Origin of the sequence: Simiduia curdlanivorans (assembly GCF_030409605.1) — a bacterium.
Taxonomy (GTDB): Bacteria; Pseudomonadota; Gammaproteobacteria; order Pseudomonadales; family Cellvibrionaceae; genus Simiduia; species Simiduia curdlanivorans.
In genome coordinates this window covers 2,666,495-2,684,857 of the sequence record NZ_JAUFQG010000004.1, presented here as the reverse complement: position 1 = coordinate 2,684,857, position 18,363 = coordinate 2,666,495, and the positions used below count along the sequence as shown (strand labels likewise).

The 18,363-nt window shown below is 49.5% G+C and carries 14 protein-coding genes and 2 pseudogenes; 5 read left to right on the top strand and 11 right to left on the bottom strand.

What is annotated here, in order from left to right:
• Positions 1–37 precede the first annotated feature (37 nt).
• Positions 38–961 (top strand): hypothetical protein, encoded by a 924-nt coding sequence (locus QWY82_RS11775; RefSeq protein ID WP_290262517.1) that lies wholly within the window; start codon positions 38–40, stop codon positions 959–961.
• A 553-nt stretch (positions 962–1,514) separates the two neighbouring features.
• Here the strand turns inward: QWY82_RS11775 and QWY82_RS11770 are convergent.
• Positions 1,515–2,231 carry an NYN domain-containing protein gene (locus QWY82_RS11770; protein WP_290262514.1) on the bottom strand — a complete coding sequence of 239 codons (717 nt, stop codon included), beginning with the start codon at positions 2,229–2,231 and terminating at the stop codon, positions 1,515–1,517.
• Positions 2,232–2,325: 94 nt separating this feature from the next.
• Positions 2,326–3,210 (bottom strand): AraC family transcriptional regulator, encoded by an 885-nt coding sequence (locus tag QWY82_RS11765; RefSeq protein ID WP_290262513.1) that lies wholly within the window; start codon positions 3,208–3,210, stop codon positions 2,326–2,328.
• 180 nt (positions 3,211–3,390) lie between these two features.
• Here QWY82_RS11765 and QWY82_RS11755 point away from each other — a divergent pair.
• Positions 3,391–4,124, top strand: a pseudogene (locus QWY82_RS11755) (SDR family oxidoreductase).
• Positions 4,125–5,334: 1,210 nt separating this feature from the next.
• Here QWY82_RS11755 and QWY82_RS11750 read toward each other — a convergent pair.
• From QWY82_RS11750 to QWY82_RS11710, 9 genes and pseudogenes are all read right to left on the bottom strand, one after another.
• Complete coding sequence (locus QWY82_RS11750) at positions 5,335–7,035, bottom strand: DUF262 domain-containing protein (protein ID WP_290262509.1); 1,701 nt, start codon at positions 7,033–7,035, stop codon at positions 5,335–5,337.
• 104 nt (positions 7,036–7,139) lie between these two features.
• On the bottom strand, positions 7,140–7,517 hold the full coding sequence (locus QWY82_RS11745) for a hypothetical protein (protein WP_290262507.1): 378 nt from the start codon (positions 7,515–7,517) through the stop codon (positions 7,140–7,142).
• 745 nt (positions 7,518–8,262) lie between these two features.
• Complete coding sequence (locus tag QWY82_RS11740; protein WP_290262505.1) at positions 8,263–8,793, bottom strand: YaeQ family protein; 531 nt, start codon at positions 8,791–8,793, stop codon at positions 8,263–8,265.
• Positions 8,794–9,012: 219 nt separating this feature from the next.
• The gene (locus tag QWY82_RS11735; RefSeq protein ID WP_290262504.1) at positions 9,013–11,259 is read right to left on the bottom strand and encodes a YgiQ family radical SAM protein; all 2,247 of its coding nucleotides are present in this window, start codon (positions 11,257–11,259) and stop codon (positions 9,013–9,015) included.
• 311 nt (positions 11,260–11,570) lie between these two features.
• Positions 11,571–12,443 (bottom strand): annotated as a pseudogene (rluB, locus tag QWY82_RS11730) (23S rRNA pseudouridine(2605) synthase RluB); the annotation flags it as partial.
• Entirely contained in the window at positions 12,440–13,564 is a 1,125-nt protein-coding gene (gene scpB, locus QWY82_RS11725) for an SMC-Scp complex subunit ScpB (protein ID WP_290262502.1), read from the bottom strand. The pseudogene rluB and the gene scpB, both read right to left, overlap by 4 nt.
• A gap of 2 nt (positions 13,565–13,566) precedes the next feature.
• Complete coding sequence (locus QWY82_RS11720; RefSeq protein WP_290263528.1) at positions 13,567–14,382, bottom strand: segregation and condensation protein A; 816 nt, start codon at positions 14,380–14,382, stop codon at positions 13,567–13,569.
• 338 nt (positions 14,383–14,720) lie between these two features.
• A complete protein-coding gene (locus QWY82_RS11715; protein ID WP_290262500.1) occupies positions 14,721–15,347 on the bottom strand; it encodes an L-threonylcarbamoyladenylate synthase in 627 nt (208 codons plus the stop codon).
• Positions 15,348–15,519: 172 nt separating this feature from the next.
• Complete coding sequence (locus tag QWY82_RS11710; RefSeq protein ID WP_290262498.1) at positions 15,520–16,461, bottom strand: PHP domain-containing protein; 942 nt, start codon at positions 16,459–16,461, stop codon at positions 15,520–15,522.
• Between QWY82_RS11710 and QWY82_RS11705 the strand changes: the two genes are divergently transcribed.
• The 3 genes from QWY82_RS11705 to QWY82_RS11695 all read left to right on the top strand — a co-directional run bounded on the left by QWY82_RS11705 (position 16,453) and on the right by QWY82_RS11695 (position 18,304).
• Complete coding sequence (locus QWY82_RS11705; RefSeq protein WP_290262497.1) at positions 16,453–17,190, top strand: VC0807 family protein; 738 nt, start codon at positions 16,453–16,455, stop codon at positions 17,188–17,190. The two genes, QWY82_RS11710 and QWY82_RS11705, sit on opposite strands and share 9 nt — an antisense overlap.
• 58 nt (positions 17,191–17,248) lie before the next feature.
• Positions 17,249–17,548, top strand: a complete 300-nt coding sequence (locus tag QWY82_RS11700; RefSeq protein WP_290262495.1) for a YciI family protein — start codon at positions 17,249–17,251, stop codon at positions 17,546–17,548.
• A gap of 72 nt (positions 17,549–17,620) precedes the next feature.
• Positions 17,621–18,304, top strand: coding sequence for a TIGR04211 family SH3 domain-containing protein (locus QWY82_RS11695; RefSeq protein ID WP_290262493.1), 684 nt, complete (start codon positions 17,621–17,623; stop codon positions 18,302–18,304).
• Positions 18,305–18,363 lie beyond the last annotated feature (59 nt).

The following is an 18,363-nucleotide window of genomic DNA, read 5'->3' as shown; positions in this document are numbered from 1 at the left end:
CTAACTTTTTAATTGGATTATTTACTTAGGATTTCTCATGAAGACAATCAATACCCAAACACAATTACTGGCCTGTATAGCAATTTCTGCAAGCCTGCTGTTTACCGGCTGTGATGATGACTACAATTCATCGCCCACCTCCGAGCCTGAAACGACAACATTTACCTTAGTTGAAGGCAACGATGGCAATAGAAAAACCTCTGCTTTACTGTCGTTAAACCCCGGAGGCCCCGGCGGCTCACCCAACCAAAGCTTACGTGCCGGTGATGTTTTGTACGCGCCGAACACTGGCCCTAGTATTTTAATCGGCGGGCTGGGTGTGGACCTACTCATTGGTCACAATGATAACGACATTCTCATAGGCGGCACTGAAGACTTTACCTCCACTGTAGACGGAGATAATAACGGATCAGACAATCGCGATCGCGCTTTTGGCAATGGCGGTGACGATGTATTTATTTGGTCACCGGGTGATGGTAGTGACTTCTTCGATGGCGGCGAAGGTGTTGATGTGTTGATTTTTGGTGTGCTGGGCGAAAAACAGGATAATGATGGATCTACCGAAGGCTCACCCTTTTTTAACGTCAGCCCACCTAACACCGAAGGCAGCCAAAATTTTGATGGTATTTTTCTCGATCAAAACAATCAGCCAGTGGTCAATGTCTCAACGTCGCCAGGCTTCTGTTCAGTACTTGCCGCCGGTGATCATGTCGCCGAATTTGATCTACTCAACATTGACCACATTATTCGTTTTTCGTTACGCGGCATAGCCGATGCGTTTGATGATGGTTTACGCGAAGATGACGATGGCTTACGCGTTGCCATAAGCGCAAAAAGTGTGGAATTTTTGGTTTGCACCGATCGTGAAACTGGGGTTCAGGTAGTAAACCTAACAACTTTCCCCCCAGTGCCAGCCGATTTGTCTGACATTCCAGAACATATTGCGGCAATGATCCAGTAGTACCCTTAGCCTATCGCTGGGTTCAAATGCTTCTATATGCCTCGTTATCCAAGTCAATTTTAAAAGCAACGACATGTGCTCTTAATATTAGCGGGCTTAGCCTGCATGCAGAAGCGAATGGATAATGCGATCGTATCATCGAAACTTATTCGGTCGTAACAATTGTAACTGTAGGCCACTCCCTCGGTAGTGGCCCTGCTACTTATAAAATGCTAACTCACTAAAAATCGTTAGCGCAAGGTAGAGTAACGTCACCTATCTACAGGCGGGTTAACACAATCCAAGTGACGCAAACGATTGAGGTGCACACAGCTAACGATAGGGCTCTCTGGGCGAAAGCCCCTTGTATTCGATTAGCCGCGATGGGGTTATTTTTCAAATGACCAAAACCAAACTCAGAGCCAAATATCACAAATAAGCTAGCCGCAATCCAATAACCGTCAGGATACTTTGGGTAAAATACCAGAGCCAATACAAAAAATAGCAAGCTCGCTAAAACAATAACGTAACCATGTTTCAACATCGATTATCCTTGAACCAATACGAACAACAGCTAACTTGACTTACCTTTTCGCGCATCCCTCACGAGATAAGAGTTACCGGCGCTGCGCTTGAGCTCAAACAAGTCTATCGCCTTGAATAAGCTGCTTAGGTTTTTGTAGCCGTAATTTCGGGTATCGAACGAGGTTTTATTGGATATGTGCGAGCCAACAGGGCCAAGGGCAGACCAACCGCTCTCCTCTTCAGTAGCCGCAATGGCCTGACGCAATAAATTGATGAGTTTGGTGTCGGATTTAATATTGCTGGGCTTAGCAGACACCACATCGCTCTGTTTAGGCTCTTGATCCAAAAACAGAAACTTGGAGCAGGCATTGACGAAAGGCGCTGGCGTTTTGCGCTCGCCAAAGCCCAACACCACCTTACCCTCGGCAAGCGCCCGGGTGACCATAGGGGTGAAATCACTGTCTGAGGAGACAAAACACATTACATCGATATTCTTGGTGTACATCACATCCATGGCGTCGATCACAAGGGCAATATCAGAGGCATTTTTGCCCTTAGTGAGATCGTATTGCTGAATCGGTTGAATAGCATACTCGTGCAATAGGTCTTCCCATTGTTTCAGCGTGGGTGACTTCCAGTTGCCATAAGCCCGCCTAATGGTAACCACACCATACTTAGCAACTTCACTCAGCACATCTTCAAACTTACCCGCGGGTGCATTATCGGCATCAATGAATAAGGCGATTTTTTGTTTTGATTCATCCATCTCTACTAAAACCCTATTGAATGTGGGGCTTGACAGCGTTATTGGGCGCTCATACTAATCCAGTGTTATCTACTATTCCGTTTGAATCAACAACCTATTGCCTCAGCCGGCTCTTATCGCGCCCTGGAGGGCTGCCAAACATGCGCGCATATTCACGGCTAAACTGCGACGGGCTTTCATAGCCCACTTGGTAAGCAGCACTCTCCGCCCCCGCATTATTGGCCACCATAAATTGCCTTGCCTCCATAAGCCGGATCATTTTCTGAAACTGCAGCGGGCTCATGTTGGTCACCGCTTTAAAATGAGCGTGAAACGATGACACGCTCATACCGGCGAGTTTGGCAAGATCTTCTACAGCGACCGGTAGGCAAAAATCGCGCCTCAATTTTTCAATAGCAATGGATACCCGCTGCGTCGAGCTGCCATTTAACGCAGCTTGTACAATGGCATTACCATAATCACTGCGTAATAGGCGGTAATAGATCTCTAACAACCGATGTTCAGCAAGAATAGGTACATCGTCTGGCGTCTGTAAAAGTGTTACCAAGCGATGCACACTCTCCAGCATGGCGTTATCCACCTTGCCAATAAAAAGCCCGCACTCGGAAGCCCTATTAGCCGTTGCTGGGCGCACCATACGCACAAGCAACTCCGACATTTGCTGGATATCAATATCTATTTGAATGACAAAATACGGTTTTGCTAAAGATGCCCGAGTGACAGTTCCAACAATAGGCAAGTGAACGGAAGCCACAAGAAATTCCATGGCGCCATAGCGATAGATCTCTTTTCCAAGCACCACATCTTTCTCGCCCTGCACAATAATACAGAGGCACGGCTCGTACACGAGCGGCAGTGTTATATTTTTATGCGTGGCTTTAAAGAAAGATACATTAGGTATCACGGAGGCATTCAAGCCTTCCTGATCGGTAAAGAGGTCAACCAAACCAAGCAATTCTCTTTCTAGTCTGCTAGCCATAGTACTCACTCATGGATTAAGGCTTGTCTAATTCTAATATGGCAATCAATCGGCTCCCAGCCAAAATGGCCGTAGTTGGAGAAATAGGCAATCATATCGTAGGTTTATGTATGCAGTGAAAAATGCTATCCCGCTATTCTGGCGCTTTATCTAGCAATCATCTATTTAAGGAAAAGCCACATGACACATGCATCGAATAAAGTCATCCTCATCACCGGCGCTAGTAGCGGCATAGGAGAAGCTGCTGCATACGCACTGGCAGAGGCTGGGCACAGCGTTATGTTAACTGCACGCAGGAAAGACCGTCTCGAAGCACTGGCAAAAAAATTAGCGAGAATGGCGGCAACGCCAGAGCCTACGCTCTGGATGTTACCCGTCGCGATAACTTCAAAGCCGTAGTCGATGCGGTGGTAAAGGATATTGGTCATATTGATGTACTGATCAATAACGCAGGCTTAATGCCTTTAGCGCCATTAGCGGCCTTAAAAACTAACGAGTGGGAGCGTATGATTGATGTCAACATCAAAGGTGTTCTCAATGGCATAGAAGCCGTACTACCAAGCATGGAAGCGCGAGGCCAAGGTCACATTATTAACACAGCGTCCATCGCAGCTCATCATGTATTCCCAACCGCTGCGGTTTATTGCGCAACGAAATATGCTGTACTGGCGATTTCCACCGGCCTGAGGCTGGAATCCAAAAATATTCGGGTAACAGTAATTTCACCAGGCGTTGTGGAAAGTGAACTCGCCGACACAACCACCGACAAGGCGGCCAAACAGTGGCTCACCGATTTCCGTCGTTTAGCACTTAAACCTAGTGCCATTGCCAACGCCATGGTTTATGCAATAGCACAACCGGAAGATGTCAACGTGAATGAGATTATTGTTCAACCTACAGAGGCGGCCTATTGAAGCTTAGCGGCTAGGCTAAGAAATGGATACAGCTAGGAAGTGTGACAGGATGTCTACATATTGTTTAAAATAGCAAACACTAAGACACACCGTGTTTGCTATTTTATTTTTCTACGAACCAGAGCACACGCTTTCCGCGCCAAATTCCTCCTTACAATTTTCCGCGCATTAAACGGTAAGCTCATCGCACTAAGACCTGAAAACACGAAAAAACCAAAACATAATATGCACGCTTATCACTAACGACCAAAATAGTGCACTGCACTGCACTGCACTGCACTGCCCTGAGTTAATGAAACCTCCTTAGTTTCACCCTCAAAAGTGACTATACACCTAGCATCGTCAACGAAAGGCACTAAGACATGCTCCAATCTTTCGACGACCTCACCCGGCCCGTCATTATACCAACCAATTTTCTTTGACTTGCACATTAACTTAACGTGACAGTCACCCTAGCAGTCGAATACTTAGTTAAACCGCACAAAATCCCTCTGCACGTCGCTGAACTGCCACTGGTAGGTTTGCCTACGATTTTAATTTGGTGTTTCGGTGCATAAAAGCTCAATCAAGAAACCAGCTTTGAATTAGCTTGGATTTATTCATCAAGCCGCGTTCATTTCAAAAATTGAATTTTAACGTGGATGTCCTGTTTATTATACGAGCCGTGGCTTAGCGAAGACCACGGGCATTTTGCGTCATAGAAAACGAACCAGCCGTAGCGGAGCGAAGACCACGCGGATTTTGCGTAATAGAAAGGTACTTCGAGTTGAGCCTTGTTCATTTTCTTTTTATACGAGCCGTAGCGTAGCGGAGACCACGCGTTGTTCGCGTCATAGAAAACGAACCAGCCGTAGCGGAGCGAAGACCACTCGGATTTTGCGTAATAGAAAGGTACTCCGAGCTAAGTCTTGTTCATTTTCTTTTTATACGAAAAGAAAACGAACCAAAAGAAACGTACCCCGGCTACGCGCCCTATCGGGTACGTTCTCTACAGGTGTATTTTAGGGGTCGCGAAAACAGGCTCCTGCCTGATCGTCGCTCAATTGGGCGTCCTGCCCAATTGCCCCCTAAAATTCACCTTGCGCTCACCGCTGCGCAAGGGGCCCCAAGAGCGGCACTTCGTAGCTAGTAACTAATTATTTCAGGCCCATTTGTCAAAAAATCAAGGAGTCTGACCCCGAAAACCCCAACGCTATCTTGCCTGGCTTAGTTATATTTTCCATATTTCGCTATATGCAACTTCAGCCATTTTGTCAGCATGCTTGAGAATAAGATCTGGTGTCCAGCTGTTAGAATTGGCTACAAACTCACTGAGTGAATAGCCTCGCTCTCGAAGAATTTTCTTTTTATCAGCAAAACTTTTGGCATCTAATTCGCCATTCATTTTTTGATCCAAAAAAAACAAATTACCCAAGCACCCAACTGATGACTCCAGCCACTCACCTTGACCTATTTTTTCCTGCGGACACAGGTGCTCAATCGTCAAATCATCGAAATCAACTGGATATTTGTATGAATAATGCAAAGAGAACTTTTCCAATATATATCTAACCAGATTCTTCTGTTTAGAGTTTTTATTAGTATAAACAACTTCTCTAAATGCAACTTTAAACTCATCGATAGAAGGTCGCTTGTCTCTCAATTTGGTCACAAACTCTGATATCAGATCTGAAGCAGCTTGAGATTCTGAACAATTGAACAACTTTATTGCAAACGATGAATACATGGCAGAAATTCCTCCAGATGACCGAGAGGAAGTAATAGCAGTAAAGACAAAATGAAATTTTTCAATTGCGCTCAATGTATCACGTAATTTTTTATACTTTATAATTTTGTCTTTATATGACCTTACCAGCGACATTGTAGCAGGGGTCGGCTGGGACAATTTAAATAGTTGGAGCGCATAGAGCGAGTCAGAAACGTCAGACTCATTCTTTGACCACTCAAAATTTTCCTCATGTATGGATCGGTAAATCTTAGAGTCCGACACCAATGCGTCCAAATAATCTTTAGCTTTTGACTTTGAGATATCTTTCTTTATTTTTGGAAATAATTTCTTTAAAGGCACCGCCTCATATCGAGACGACCAAAAGTGGTATATGAAATTATCAGACGATATATCGGATGAAGAATTATGAATTGTATCGAGCATAGATGACCACTTTATCTTCGTGTGATCCACATCGCCCTTTGTCTTAAGGTTTTTAGAAAAATGGTTTTTTACCAAATCAGTTAACGCTAAATCTTTTCCTCTTGTATTTAACGTTTCAAATATCAAGTAGGCGTCATCTTCGTTGTCAAGCGTGATAAAAATCAAATTTAGGTTTAAAACGGCATCCCTTAAATTAACAAGCTTCTCAACCTTAAGGTCGATCTTGTACTCCGGCTTGATAGACGCATCCTGATCAATCGAATTAACAACAGAACCAACTAGCTTATTGAACCTATTATGTGCATTTTTTAGATTTCGTTCCTCCAACTGAATATCTATGTTCAGCTCAGGATCTTCATTAAACTTCTGAATATATTCCTGAAAGTATGGGAAAGATGTTTCCGTTTTAAGGACATACTCATTTTTATTACTTCTATCCTTTCGCTCAACTAGCTGATGCACTCCTTCCGCAAGATCTTGAGATCCATTTCTGAGAAAATAATCCCTTATTACGCAAAGCAATATAGTTATAGTTGTTAACCGCTGCTGCCCATCAACAACACCATATTGCTGCTTATCCTTTCTATAAACCACCATTGAGCCAATGAAATAATCATCAGACTGGTTAACTATAACGTCATCCCAAAAATCATTTAAATTCTCATCATCCCATGAATAAGGGCGCTGAAATCGCGGAATGTGGAAATATGAACCGACGAGCAAACTTTCAACATCTGTATCTTTAGATTCGATTTTCATTATTTTTCAGTATCCCATTTGTCGATATTGGCACGTAAAGATATAACGCCTAAAAAAACCGCGCGTGCATTTTGCGCATCGGCCTGCTTTTATTTGTTAGGTTTTTATAGCTCATAATTCAAAACCGCCTGTATTTTACTGCAAGTCCTAGAACATACGCCTTGCAGATCTGAATAGGTGTCAACAAGGCCGGACTTTAACCTTCTATGATTTATATCTGTCAATGACGAGTCGAATGTAAGTATGAGCTTGTCCTTTGCCACCTGAACTTCCTGATTGTATACGTTAAGCAAGTTTTTGAACTCATAGATTTTGCTTTGCAGATCCATCGGTAAGCTCGATATTTGATCTGCATTTGAATCAATAAGCACAGTAGAATGATTCTTGAGATTTTGACCAATATTTTCGTTGGCCTTCAGACTTTCGGCCATCGCATTAAACTCTTCTTCATTGGCTTTCAGCATAGCATTTACAAACTGCAATATTCTTTCTGGCGAATCACTGCCCTTATGGTTTTCTAGTATAGGATGAACCTCAAGTAATTAGGCGCGGTCTAAATTTCCGTATTTTTGAGCCAGCAGTAATCCAGTAATGCAGAGTTGAAACTGTAGCTCTGTAAGTTCACATTTCGCTGCGGCCAGAAAGGATTTCCTGTCATAGTTATTTTTAATTGAATTAACAATGACTGGACTTAATAGGCCGAGCAGCCACCCAAAAACTATGTATAGAATTTCGATATCATCCCCCTAAAACCTAACAGCCTTAATAAGCGACAAAGTGTCGCTATATAATGCAACACCTTGTCGTATATCCAAAAATCCCATCAATCGAACCACACTAAAAAACCATTTACAACAACCACTTAGCGCACCAGGACGATTAAGGCGCCACGAAACACGACAGGCGTCGACTTTCTTTCAAACCCCCTACCAAAACACGACAAGGCCCTTCAGCCGGCCACTTCACAAGCCACAGGGATGTGGCGCGAGCGACTCAGTGCAAGGACAGCACTGATGTAGCGGTGATGTGGCTGGATGAAGGGCCTGTGCCCGAAGCTATCTTTCTCTCCCGCCCACATCGCTTTTCGCTTTTCGCTTTTCGCTTTTCGCTTTTCGCTTTTTAAATATTGAGGTCAATTAAGAATTGACGCCAACAGTGAAAGACTAGCGTCCTTATTCAAAGCTTTAGTACAAACACTATGCAGAACTTTTAGCGCGTTAAAAAAAATTAAAACCCACCCAAAACCACATGCTCCACCCCACTGCCCGTATCCACATACATCTCGCCACCAGCAATACTGATACTCCAGCGAATAGTGCGATCTAAATTCTGCGCTAGGTCTACCACGTTTTGCCATTGGAATCTTGCCACTTGGAGTTTGTCTGAGCTGGGCATGTCTTTGCCTTCTATATTCCACCAGGTATCTGCAGTTTTGCCAAAGGCGTAGAGGCGAACTTGCGCCGCTTGATTGACGGCCTTGCGGATGCGATCCGGTTTGGGCTGGCCGACTTCTACCCAGAGCGCGATGGTGCCATTGTCTTCTTTGGCCCAGATGTCGGGTTCGTCTGAGGTAGAAATACCTTTGGTGAAAGTGAGCGCTTCGCTCGCATTTAACGCAAACGCGAGGATGCGAACCACCATGCGTTCGGCGGTTTCCGAGGGGTGTTGGGCCAGAGTGAGCTGGTAATTTTGGTAATGATGGCGATCAGAATCGGCGAGATCTAGATTGAGTTTGTAAATGGTGGGCTTTAGTGCCATGGGATTGGTCCGCAAATTAACAGTGTTGCGAGTGTATCAAAGTGGAGCTGCAAGCTGTTAGTTGCAGGCCGCAAGCTACAGGGCGGGTGGTCTGGTCCGACACTTCGGCCCCTTACAAGCTACAAGCAGGATGGCCTGCCCCTACAAGCTACAAGCATGTTAAACAAAAGGCCGGTGAGGATGCTCATCGGCCTTTTGAAAACTCACAAGCGGGCTGGGTTAACGCCGCCCTTTTGGTTTGCCGCCTTTCGGCTTTGGCTTGGGGCGGTTTAGGCCGGCGATTTTGTCGAACTTATTACCGCTGGCTTTTTGCCTTGCGCCACCTTGCACGAAGCGCTCGCGGCTTTCGCGCGTGCTTTGCGCGGGCAATAGCGTGTCGATCAAGTGGCCTTTGTTCATCTTGATTAAAGATTCGCGCAAAAAGCCCCAGTTATTTGGATCGTGGTAGCGCAGTAAGGCTTTGTGCAATTTGCGCTGGTCTGGATTTTTCGGAATGTAGAGCTTGTCGCTTTTATAGCTCAGTTTTTTCAGCGGGTTGCGCTGTGAATAGTACATGGCCGTGGCCAGCGACATAGGCGATGGGTAAAAGGTTTGCACCTGGTCCACTTCGAAATTGTTTTTCTTTAGCCACAAGGCCAAGTTCAACATGTCTTCGTCTTCAGTGCCTGGGTGGGCGGCAATGAAGTAAGGCACGAGGTATTGGGTTTTACCCGCCTCTTTCGAATATTTATCGAACAGGCGCTTGAACTCGTAATAGCTCTCCATGCTCGGTTTCATCATCATGTTTAGCGGCCGGCCTTCGGTGTGCTCGGGCGCAATTTTCAACATGCCGCCTACATGGTGCGTGACTAATTCTTTTACGTACTCAGGGTTGCGCACGGCGAGGTCGTAGCGCAAGCCCGAGGCGATGGAGATGCGATTCACGCCCGGGATGGCGCGCGCATTGCGATAGAGCTGCGTGGTGTGCTTGTGATCGGTGCCCAAATTTTTACAAATGGTGGGAAACACACAAGACAAACGCCGGCAGGCGCTAAGCGTGGGTAAGTCTTTACACTCTAGGCGATACATATTGGCGGTTGGCCCGCCCAAATCTGAAATGTGGCCGGTGAAGCCTGGCACCTTATCGCGAATATCTTCAATTTCGCGCAGGATAGATGCTTCCGAACGGCTCTGAATAATGCGGCCTTCGTGTTCGGTAATGGAACAGAAAGTACAGCCGCCAAAACAACCTCGCATAATATTGATGGAGGTTTTAATCATTTCGTAAGCCGGAATTTTCGCTTTTCCGTAACTCGGGTGCGGCTTGCGCTGATAAGGCAAATCGAACACGCCATCTAGCTCGTCGGTTTCCAGCGGCATTGGCGGCGGGTTAACCCAAATTTCGCGGTTGCCATGTTTTTGAATCAAGGGCCGCGCGTTAAACGGGTTGGCCTCTTGGTGCAACACGCGCGAGGCGTGGGCGTAGAGCGCGGGATCATTGCGCACTTTCTCAAAGGACGGCAAGCGAATATAGGTATCGGGATCTTTGTAGCTGCGCCCGGCCAATGGCATGGGAATAATGCGCACCGGTTGCACATCATCGTCCGCCTGCATACTCACATTTTGCTGGCAGCTAGGCGCATTATTTTGCGCGCCCAACATACCCTCGCCAGCTTTCTGGCCAACTTGCGTATTGCCATCCGAGCCAGTGCTATCCGTCTGTTGGTATTCATAGGGGTTGGGCAATTTGTCGATATTGCCCGGCCAATCGATGCGCGAGGAATCGATTTCAGTCCAACCCTTGGGCGGTGTTTTGCGCACCACGGCAGTGCCGCGAATGCTGCTTAATTCGTCGATACTTTTACCGGCCGCCAAACCGTGGGCAATTTCAGCAATGGCGCGCTCGGCGTTGCCGTATAACAAAATATCGGCGGTGGCATCGAACAGCACCGAGCGCCGCACTTGATCGCTCCAATAATCGTATTGAGCAATGCGGCGTAGGCTCGCTTCAATGCCACCCAGAATGACGGGCACATCGCTATAGGCTTCTTTGCAGCGCTGGGAGTAAACCAAGACGCAGCGATCTGGGCGCTTGCCACCAACGCCACCGGGTGTGTAGGCGTCGTCGTTGCGGACTTTTTTATCGGCGGTGTAGCGGTTGATCATGGAATCCATGTTGCCGCCGCTGACGCCGAAAAATAAATTCGGTTTGCCCAACGCTTTAAAGGGATCGGCCGAGGTCCAATCCGGTTGGCAAATTAAACCGACGCGAAAACCTTGGGATTCTAAAAAGCGGCCGATCACCGCCATGCCGAAACTGGGGTGATCCACATAGGCGTCGCCGCAGACGATTATAATGTCGCAGCTATCCCAGCCGAGTGCGTCCATTTCCGCGCGCGACATGGGCAAATATGGCGCAGGGCCATAACACTCGGCCCAAAAGCGTGGGTAGGAAAATAATTGTGTGGCTTGCGTTGAGTGCGCCATAGTATTTATTAACGCTTGACGCCAGTGCGCGGTTTATTGGAACGGGGTTTACTAGCGCTGGGTTTATCGGCACGAGCGCGGTCTGTGGACTTCTCTGAAGAACGCGTGCCCGCGCGAGTTGAGGCTTTACCGGCGTGTGGTTTTTTAGCGCCGGCACTGGCTTTATAGCCACTGCCCTTATTGGCTTCCGAGGTATCAATAGCTGGGCGCGCTTTAAAGCTGTCTTTTTTCGAGCGCGGCGCGTCTTGCGTGCTGCTGCGCTCATCGTCGTGCCCCTGCCAGCCGGCACCTTCGGCGCGCGGCTTTTTCAACTGCCGCGCCGTAGGTGTTTTTGCCGCGCCCTGGCGCAACTTGCGCTCGTGGCGTTCGCGCGTGGCTTTATCTTCAATATTTTCCGCGCTGGGGCGATGGCCGATGCCGGCAGTGGCGCACAGGTCGCCAATTTCTTTATCGGTTAATTCAACCCACTGGCCCACGCGCACGTGCGAGGGAATAAAACAATTGCCGTAGCGCACGCGCTTTAAGCGGCTAACACGCACGCCCTGGGACTCCCACAAGCGGCGCACTTCGCGGTTGCGACCTTCCATGACCACGCAATAAAACCAACGGTTGCGGCCTTCGCCGGCGCCGTCAACGATATCGGTAAATTGCGCCACGCCGTCGTCCAATTGCACGCCGTCTTTTAAGCGCTTGCGCATGTCGTCATCCACATCGCCCTGAATGCGCACCAGATATTCGCGGTCGATCACGGAGGATGGGTGCATCAGGCGGTTGGCCAACTCGCCGTCGTTGGTGAACAACAACAAACCGCTGGTATTAAAATCTAACCGACCAACGGAAATCCAACGCTCGCCGCGCAGCGGTGGCAAGTGATCGTAAACGGTGCGTCGACCCTCTGGGTCTGAGCGCGAACAGATTTCGCCTTCGGGTTTGTTATATAACAAGACGCGCCGCTTCACTTCACCGGCACTGAAGGTAATGGCTTTACCATCGACGCGAATGCTCGCCGCAGCGCCCACTCTGTCGCCTAAGGTGGCGGGTTTGCCATCAACTTCTACGCGACCAGATTCGATCAAGCGCTCCATTTCCCGGCGCGAGCCTAGGCCTGCGCGCGCTAGCACTTTTTGCAGTTTTTCATCGCTGGAAAAGCTAGCGCTGCTGGGGTTTTGTGTTTGCTTACTCATACCGCGTTCGGATCTTCGTCATGGGGTTCAGTGGCCGACACGGCAGATTCCGTCTGTTCGTTTTCGGTTGGGTCATCGCTTGTTTCAAATGCCGGTTCGCCCAACTCTTCGTCGAGCTCTTCGTCGAGCTCTTCGTCGAGCGACTCTTCGGCTACATGAGCGGTTAAATCCTCTAGCTCGTCAGCCTCTGCGGGCAGGGCAAAGCCTTCGACAAGTACATTAGGCGCTTGCTGGTCGGCGTCAAACATGTCTTCGCTCGCGTGTTCGGCTTCGAGGTTTTCGTCGCTTGGCGATTCACTATCAGTCGCCTCATCATCCGATTCATCGAATTCTGCCACTGCCTCTTTGATGCCTTCGGCTTCCTCGGTATCTTCGCTGTCGGTGAGATCAAACTCTTTATTTAATTCTTCGATATCGCGCAGCTCGCTGAGCGATGGCAACTCGTCCAAACTTTTCAGATTGAAATAATCCAAAAATTGGCGCGTGGTGGCGTACAGTGACGGCCTACCCGGCACATCGCGATGACCAACCACTTTTACCCACTCGCGCTCAGACAGGGTTTTAATAATGTGCGAGCTCACCGCAACGCCGCGAATTTCTTCGATGTCGCCGCGGGTAATAGGCTGACGGTAAGCTATGAGCGACAGGGTTTCCAACAGCGCACGGGAATATTTTTGCGGCTTTTCATCCCACAGGCGGTTAACCCACTGGGCCGTTTCGGCGCGCACTTGAAAGCGCCAGCCAGAGCCCACTTCTTTCAGCTCGAAACCGCGCTCGCCGCAATCGGCTTGAATATCTTCGAGGGCGGCTTTAATTTCATCTTTCGCCGGCGCTTCGTAGTTATCGTGGCCGTCGAACAGCTCGGCAATTTTTGCCTCGTTCATGGGCTGGCCAGCGGCCATCAGCACGCCTTCGATAATTTTACGCAGCAACACTTTATCGAGCGGTAACTTCACCACCGGGGTGTCGTCATCTAAGCCGTCGGCTGGCTCGCTAGTGGCTTGCTCAGCGACATCCGGTTCAGCGTCCAAGGCCTCATCACCTTGCGCCAGTGCTTCGGCGTCTTCAATGGCTTCGGGTTCAACCGCGTCCAATTCTGGATTATCAAACTGTTCTGACATAACTATTGCGTTCTCGCTCTAACGTGGATGGCGGCAAAGTTTTCGTTTTGCACAATTTCCACCAAAGATTCTTTAATTAATTCCAACACGGCCAAGAAAGTCACCACCACCCCCAAGCGCCCCTCTTCCACTTTAAACAGGTGCACGAAAGGCATAAATTGACGATGGGCTAGCCTGTCTAACACTTGCGCCATGCGCTCGCGGGTGGATAACTTTTCTTTGTGCACGTGGTGGCTTTCAAACATATCGGCGCGGCGCAGTACTTCAGACAGCGCCAATAACAACTCTTTCAAATCCACGTCGGGCTCGGGGCGGGTGCTGTTGCGATCGGGCGCTTGGGCACTGGCATGAAAAATTTCACGGCCTACCCGTGGCAGCGCTTCTAAATCTTCGGCGGCCTGCTTGAAGCGTTCATACTCTTGCAGGCGACGAATCAATTGCGCGCGCGGATCTTCCTCTTCCTCGTCGTCGAGGGTGGAACGCGGCAGCAACATGCGCGATTTGATTTCGGCCAACATGGCCGCCATCACCAGATACTCCGCCGCCAACTCAAATTGTATGGCGGTCATCATGTCCACATAGGACATGTACTGGCGGGTGATTTCGGCAACGTTGATTTCGAGAATATCGAGATTCTGGCGACGAATCAGATATAGAAGCAAATCGAGCGGGCCTTCGAAGGCCTCTAAAATAACTTCCAGCGCATCTGGCGGAATGTAGAGGTCTTTGGGTAAATCCGTATAGGCCTTACCCTGCACAATGGCCCAAGGCATTTCGGCTTGATCTGGGTGGGCACTGGCCGTCGCTTGATCGGCCACTTCTAGGCTCGCACCACCTTGATCAGCGGGGGCAGATTCGTCTGGCGCGGCGGCGAGCGATGGCTGAGCAGCCTCGGCTTCGGCGCCGACAAGCTCGGCATTTACAGCCTCGTCGCTTACTGCCTCAGCGGGCTCTAGCTCGGATGGAATGTCAACTTCCTGATTCACTGTGTCATCACTCTCAGCACGGTTTGCTGTCTCAGCAGGCTTGGTGGGTAAAAGGGGCTCATTATGAAGCCCGTTTGGCGCCACTGCAATGAATAATCATTGCAGTGGCCAAGCGGGCAAAAGCCTCGAGCGGCTGGCTTAAACAACCCAGCCAGTGCCGCCTGCGCCGGCTAAGCTGGCTCGAACGGGCTAAAGTCGCCGATGCCCTGGCGCACCAGTTCTGGCACCTCGCCGGTTAGGTCGATCACGGTAGTAACATCGAGGCCGCAATAGCCGCCATCGATGACCAAATCCAGCTGGTGCTGCAAGCCATCGCGGATGTCGTAGGGGTCGGTCATGGGGTATTCATCGCCGGGCATGTGCAGGGTCACGCTCATCAGCGGCTCGCCCATTTCCTCTAATAGTGCCAAGGCAATGGCGTTGTCGGGCACGCGCAGACCGATGGTTTTACGCTTGGGGTGCATCAGGCGCCTAGGCACTTCCGAGGTGGCCTCGAGGATGAAGGTGTACTGGCCCGGGGTGTGGTTTTTCAGCATCCGATACACCTGATTATCCACTTTCGCGTAGCTGGACAACTCCGATAGGTCGCGACACATGAGGGTGAAGTTATGGTTTTTATCCAATTGCCGCAGCGCGCGAATGCGATCGAGTGCGTTTTTATCGCCAATGTGGCAACCAATGGCGTAGGCGCTATCGGTTGGGTAGGCAATGACACCGCCCTTGCGCACGATTTCCGCGGCCTGCTGGATCAACCGGTGCTGCGGGTTTTCTGGGTGAATCTGGAAAAACTGGGCCACTTGGCCTCCTCGTCATCAATATTTTTATTCTAAAAAACTCACCAGTATTGGCGAGCTAAGGTGTATTTAGGCTCAGCGCCTTAACCGAGCTCTGCAGCCTTACCAAGCTCCCATTGCGGGCCTGCCCTAGGCTAACCGGCAGTATAACGAAAAACGCTTATTAAACAGTGCGTTAGCTCAACAAGGTCGCAATAGCGGGCAATTGCCACACGGGTTTGACGCTATCTGGCATAACCCCAGTGCAGCCCAACTCCTGCCAGGGTTGGTCGGGCATGTGAAAATCACTACCCTGTGAAGCACAGAGTTCAAACTGATTGATCAAGCGCGCCAAGTCTTGCGTCGCCTTGGGCTCTTGGTAGCCGCTAATAAGCTCCACTGCCGCGCCGCCCGCGGCCCTGAAATCGGCCATCAACTCGCACAGTTTGGTGCGAGTGAGGTCGTATTTCAGTGGATGGGCCAATACCGCAACGCCACCGGCCGCCACAATCAACGCCACAGCGTCGGCCAGCTCGGGAAAATGTTGCTTCACATCACCGGGCTTACCGCTGCCCAAATAGCGCTTAAAGGCCATATTCATAGACGTGACCTTGCCCATTGCCACCAGTGCGCGGGCGAAGTGCGGCCGGCCAATACTGCCGGAGCCGGCTTGCTCGCGCGCCTTAGCGAGTATGCCCTGCTCGTCCGACAAGCCGGCCTTAGCCAGCGCACGAGCAATGGCCACAGCCCTGAGCTCACGGGTTTCAGCCATTTGCGCCACGGCCTCGCGCAAACTCGACGCCTCCGTGTCTAGCGCCAAGCCCACCACATGGATACCGCGGCCGCGCCATTGACTTGACACCTCTATACCAGCGATTAAAGTGACGCCCACAGCTGCCGCTGCCTGCCGCGCGGCAGGAATAGCGTCTAGTGTGTCGTGGTCGGTTAAGGCCAACACATTAACACCCTTGAGACTTGCCCTAGACAAGAGCGCTTCAGCGCTTAGAATACCGTCAGACGCCAGCGTATGGGTGTGCAAGTCGAATAAGCGAGTAATAATAGCCCCCTCGGGATTGAACCAAACCGCGAATGGGCTCAGCCTAGCGCCCATTTTGCCATTGAGAAGCGTATGACCCAAGCACAAAACGACGTTGAGCCACAATCACCTAACGGGACAGACGCAAAACCCAAGCGCGAAAGTATGTTGATCAACCTACTGTTCAACATCATCATCCCAACCTTAATCCTGACCAAATTAAGCAACGACGAGTGGCTAGGCACAAAATTGGGTCTGATTATCGCGCTCGCCTTCCCGATTATTTACGGTGCCAGAGATTTTTATCAGCGCGGCAAATTTAACTTCTTCTCGGCCCTCGGCGTGGTTAGCGTGCTGCTCACCGGCGGCATTAGCCTGCTCGAATTAGACCCCAAATACATCGCCATCAAGGAGGCCGCCATTCCCGGTCTGTTAGGCTTGGCAACCCTATTCTCGTTAAAAACCAAATTCCCTTTGGTGCGCACCTTTCTCTACAACGATCAAATCATTAAGGTGGATGTGGTCAATCACGCGCTGGACGAATTTGGCAACCACATGGCCTTCGAAGCGGTACTGAGAAATGCCACCTACCTGCTGGCCAGTTCCTTCGCGCTTAGCTCGGTGTTGAACTATGTGTTGGCAAAATGGATTGTCGTGAGCGCACCCGGCACCGCCGCCTTTAATGAAGAGCTGGGTAAAATGACGGCGCTGAGCTACCCGGTTATCGCGCTGCCGGCCATGGCGATCATGATATTCACACTGTTTTATCTTTTCAGTAACATTAAAAAACTGACCCACCTAAACCTTGAAGACATCATGCACGAGGCTTAAATTCGAGCGTTGTTTGCAACAAGGTAACAAGGCAATTCGGTCATATTAAGGACGCACCATGCTCTACGCGATTATCAGTGAAGATGTACCTAATTCCACACCACTGCGCCAAACCGCACGGCCTGCCCATATCGAACGCTTGGTAGCACTGCAAAACGATGGCCGCCTCGTTCTGGCCGGCCCCTGCCCCGCCATAGACGCTGAAGACCCAGGTGCTGCCGGTTTTTCAGGCAGTTTAATCGTGGCTGAATTTTCCAGCCTTGCCGCGGCCCAACAATGGGCCGATACTGACCCCTATATTGCCGCCGGTGTTTATGCCAGCGTAAAGGTAAAGCCGTTTAAAAAAGTTTTACCTTAAGCGTGACCTAATTCCCACGCTAGCGCGAACGAGACTTTTAAACTAAGCCACTTTAATCGATCGGATAATCACGTGAAAAAAATTCTAACTGGGTGCTGCTTACTACTGGCCACACAATTACTCAGCGTTTCCAGCCATGCGCAGGAAACTCGCTACATTTCAGACGAACTCTTTGTGCCCCTGCGCAGCGGCCAAGGCAACCAATACCGCATTGTGCACAAGGGTTTGCGCTCGGGTACGGCGGTGAAATTCGTTGAGGTTAGCGAAGATGGAGAGTGGACCTTGGTAGAGCTACGCACTGGCGATCAGGGCTGGATTAGAAACCAATATATTAAAGCTGAACCCACCGCCTCGGTGCTGCTGGAATCAACCCTGGCAGAGTTAGACAAACTGAAAACCAACTACGCCAACCTGCAAAAGGATTACCGCGAATTAAGCGGCGACAAGAGCAGCGCCATTAACAACATTTCCAGCCTGACTGAACAGCGCGATGCACTGGCACAGGAGCTCGCCACTGTTAAACAAGTGTCAGCCAGTGCCATTGACTTGAATCAACGGCACCAAACCTTGCTCGAAAAACATCAAATGCTGCAAACCGAAGTGGATATTATCAAGGCCGACAACCAGCGCCTGAAAAAAGATAAGACCTACAACCAGTGGATCTACGGCGCGAGCATTTTAGGCGTAGGCATGATTTTCACCTTGATAGTGCAAGGTTTAAGCGGCCGCAAGCGCAAGTCGGAATGGGCCAATTAAAACCAAAATTACGTACCTGAAACCAAATAACGCGCGTCAATCATCAACCCGATTTCGCT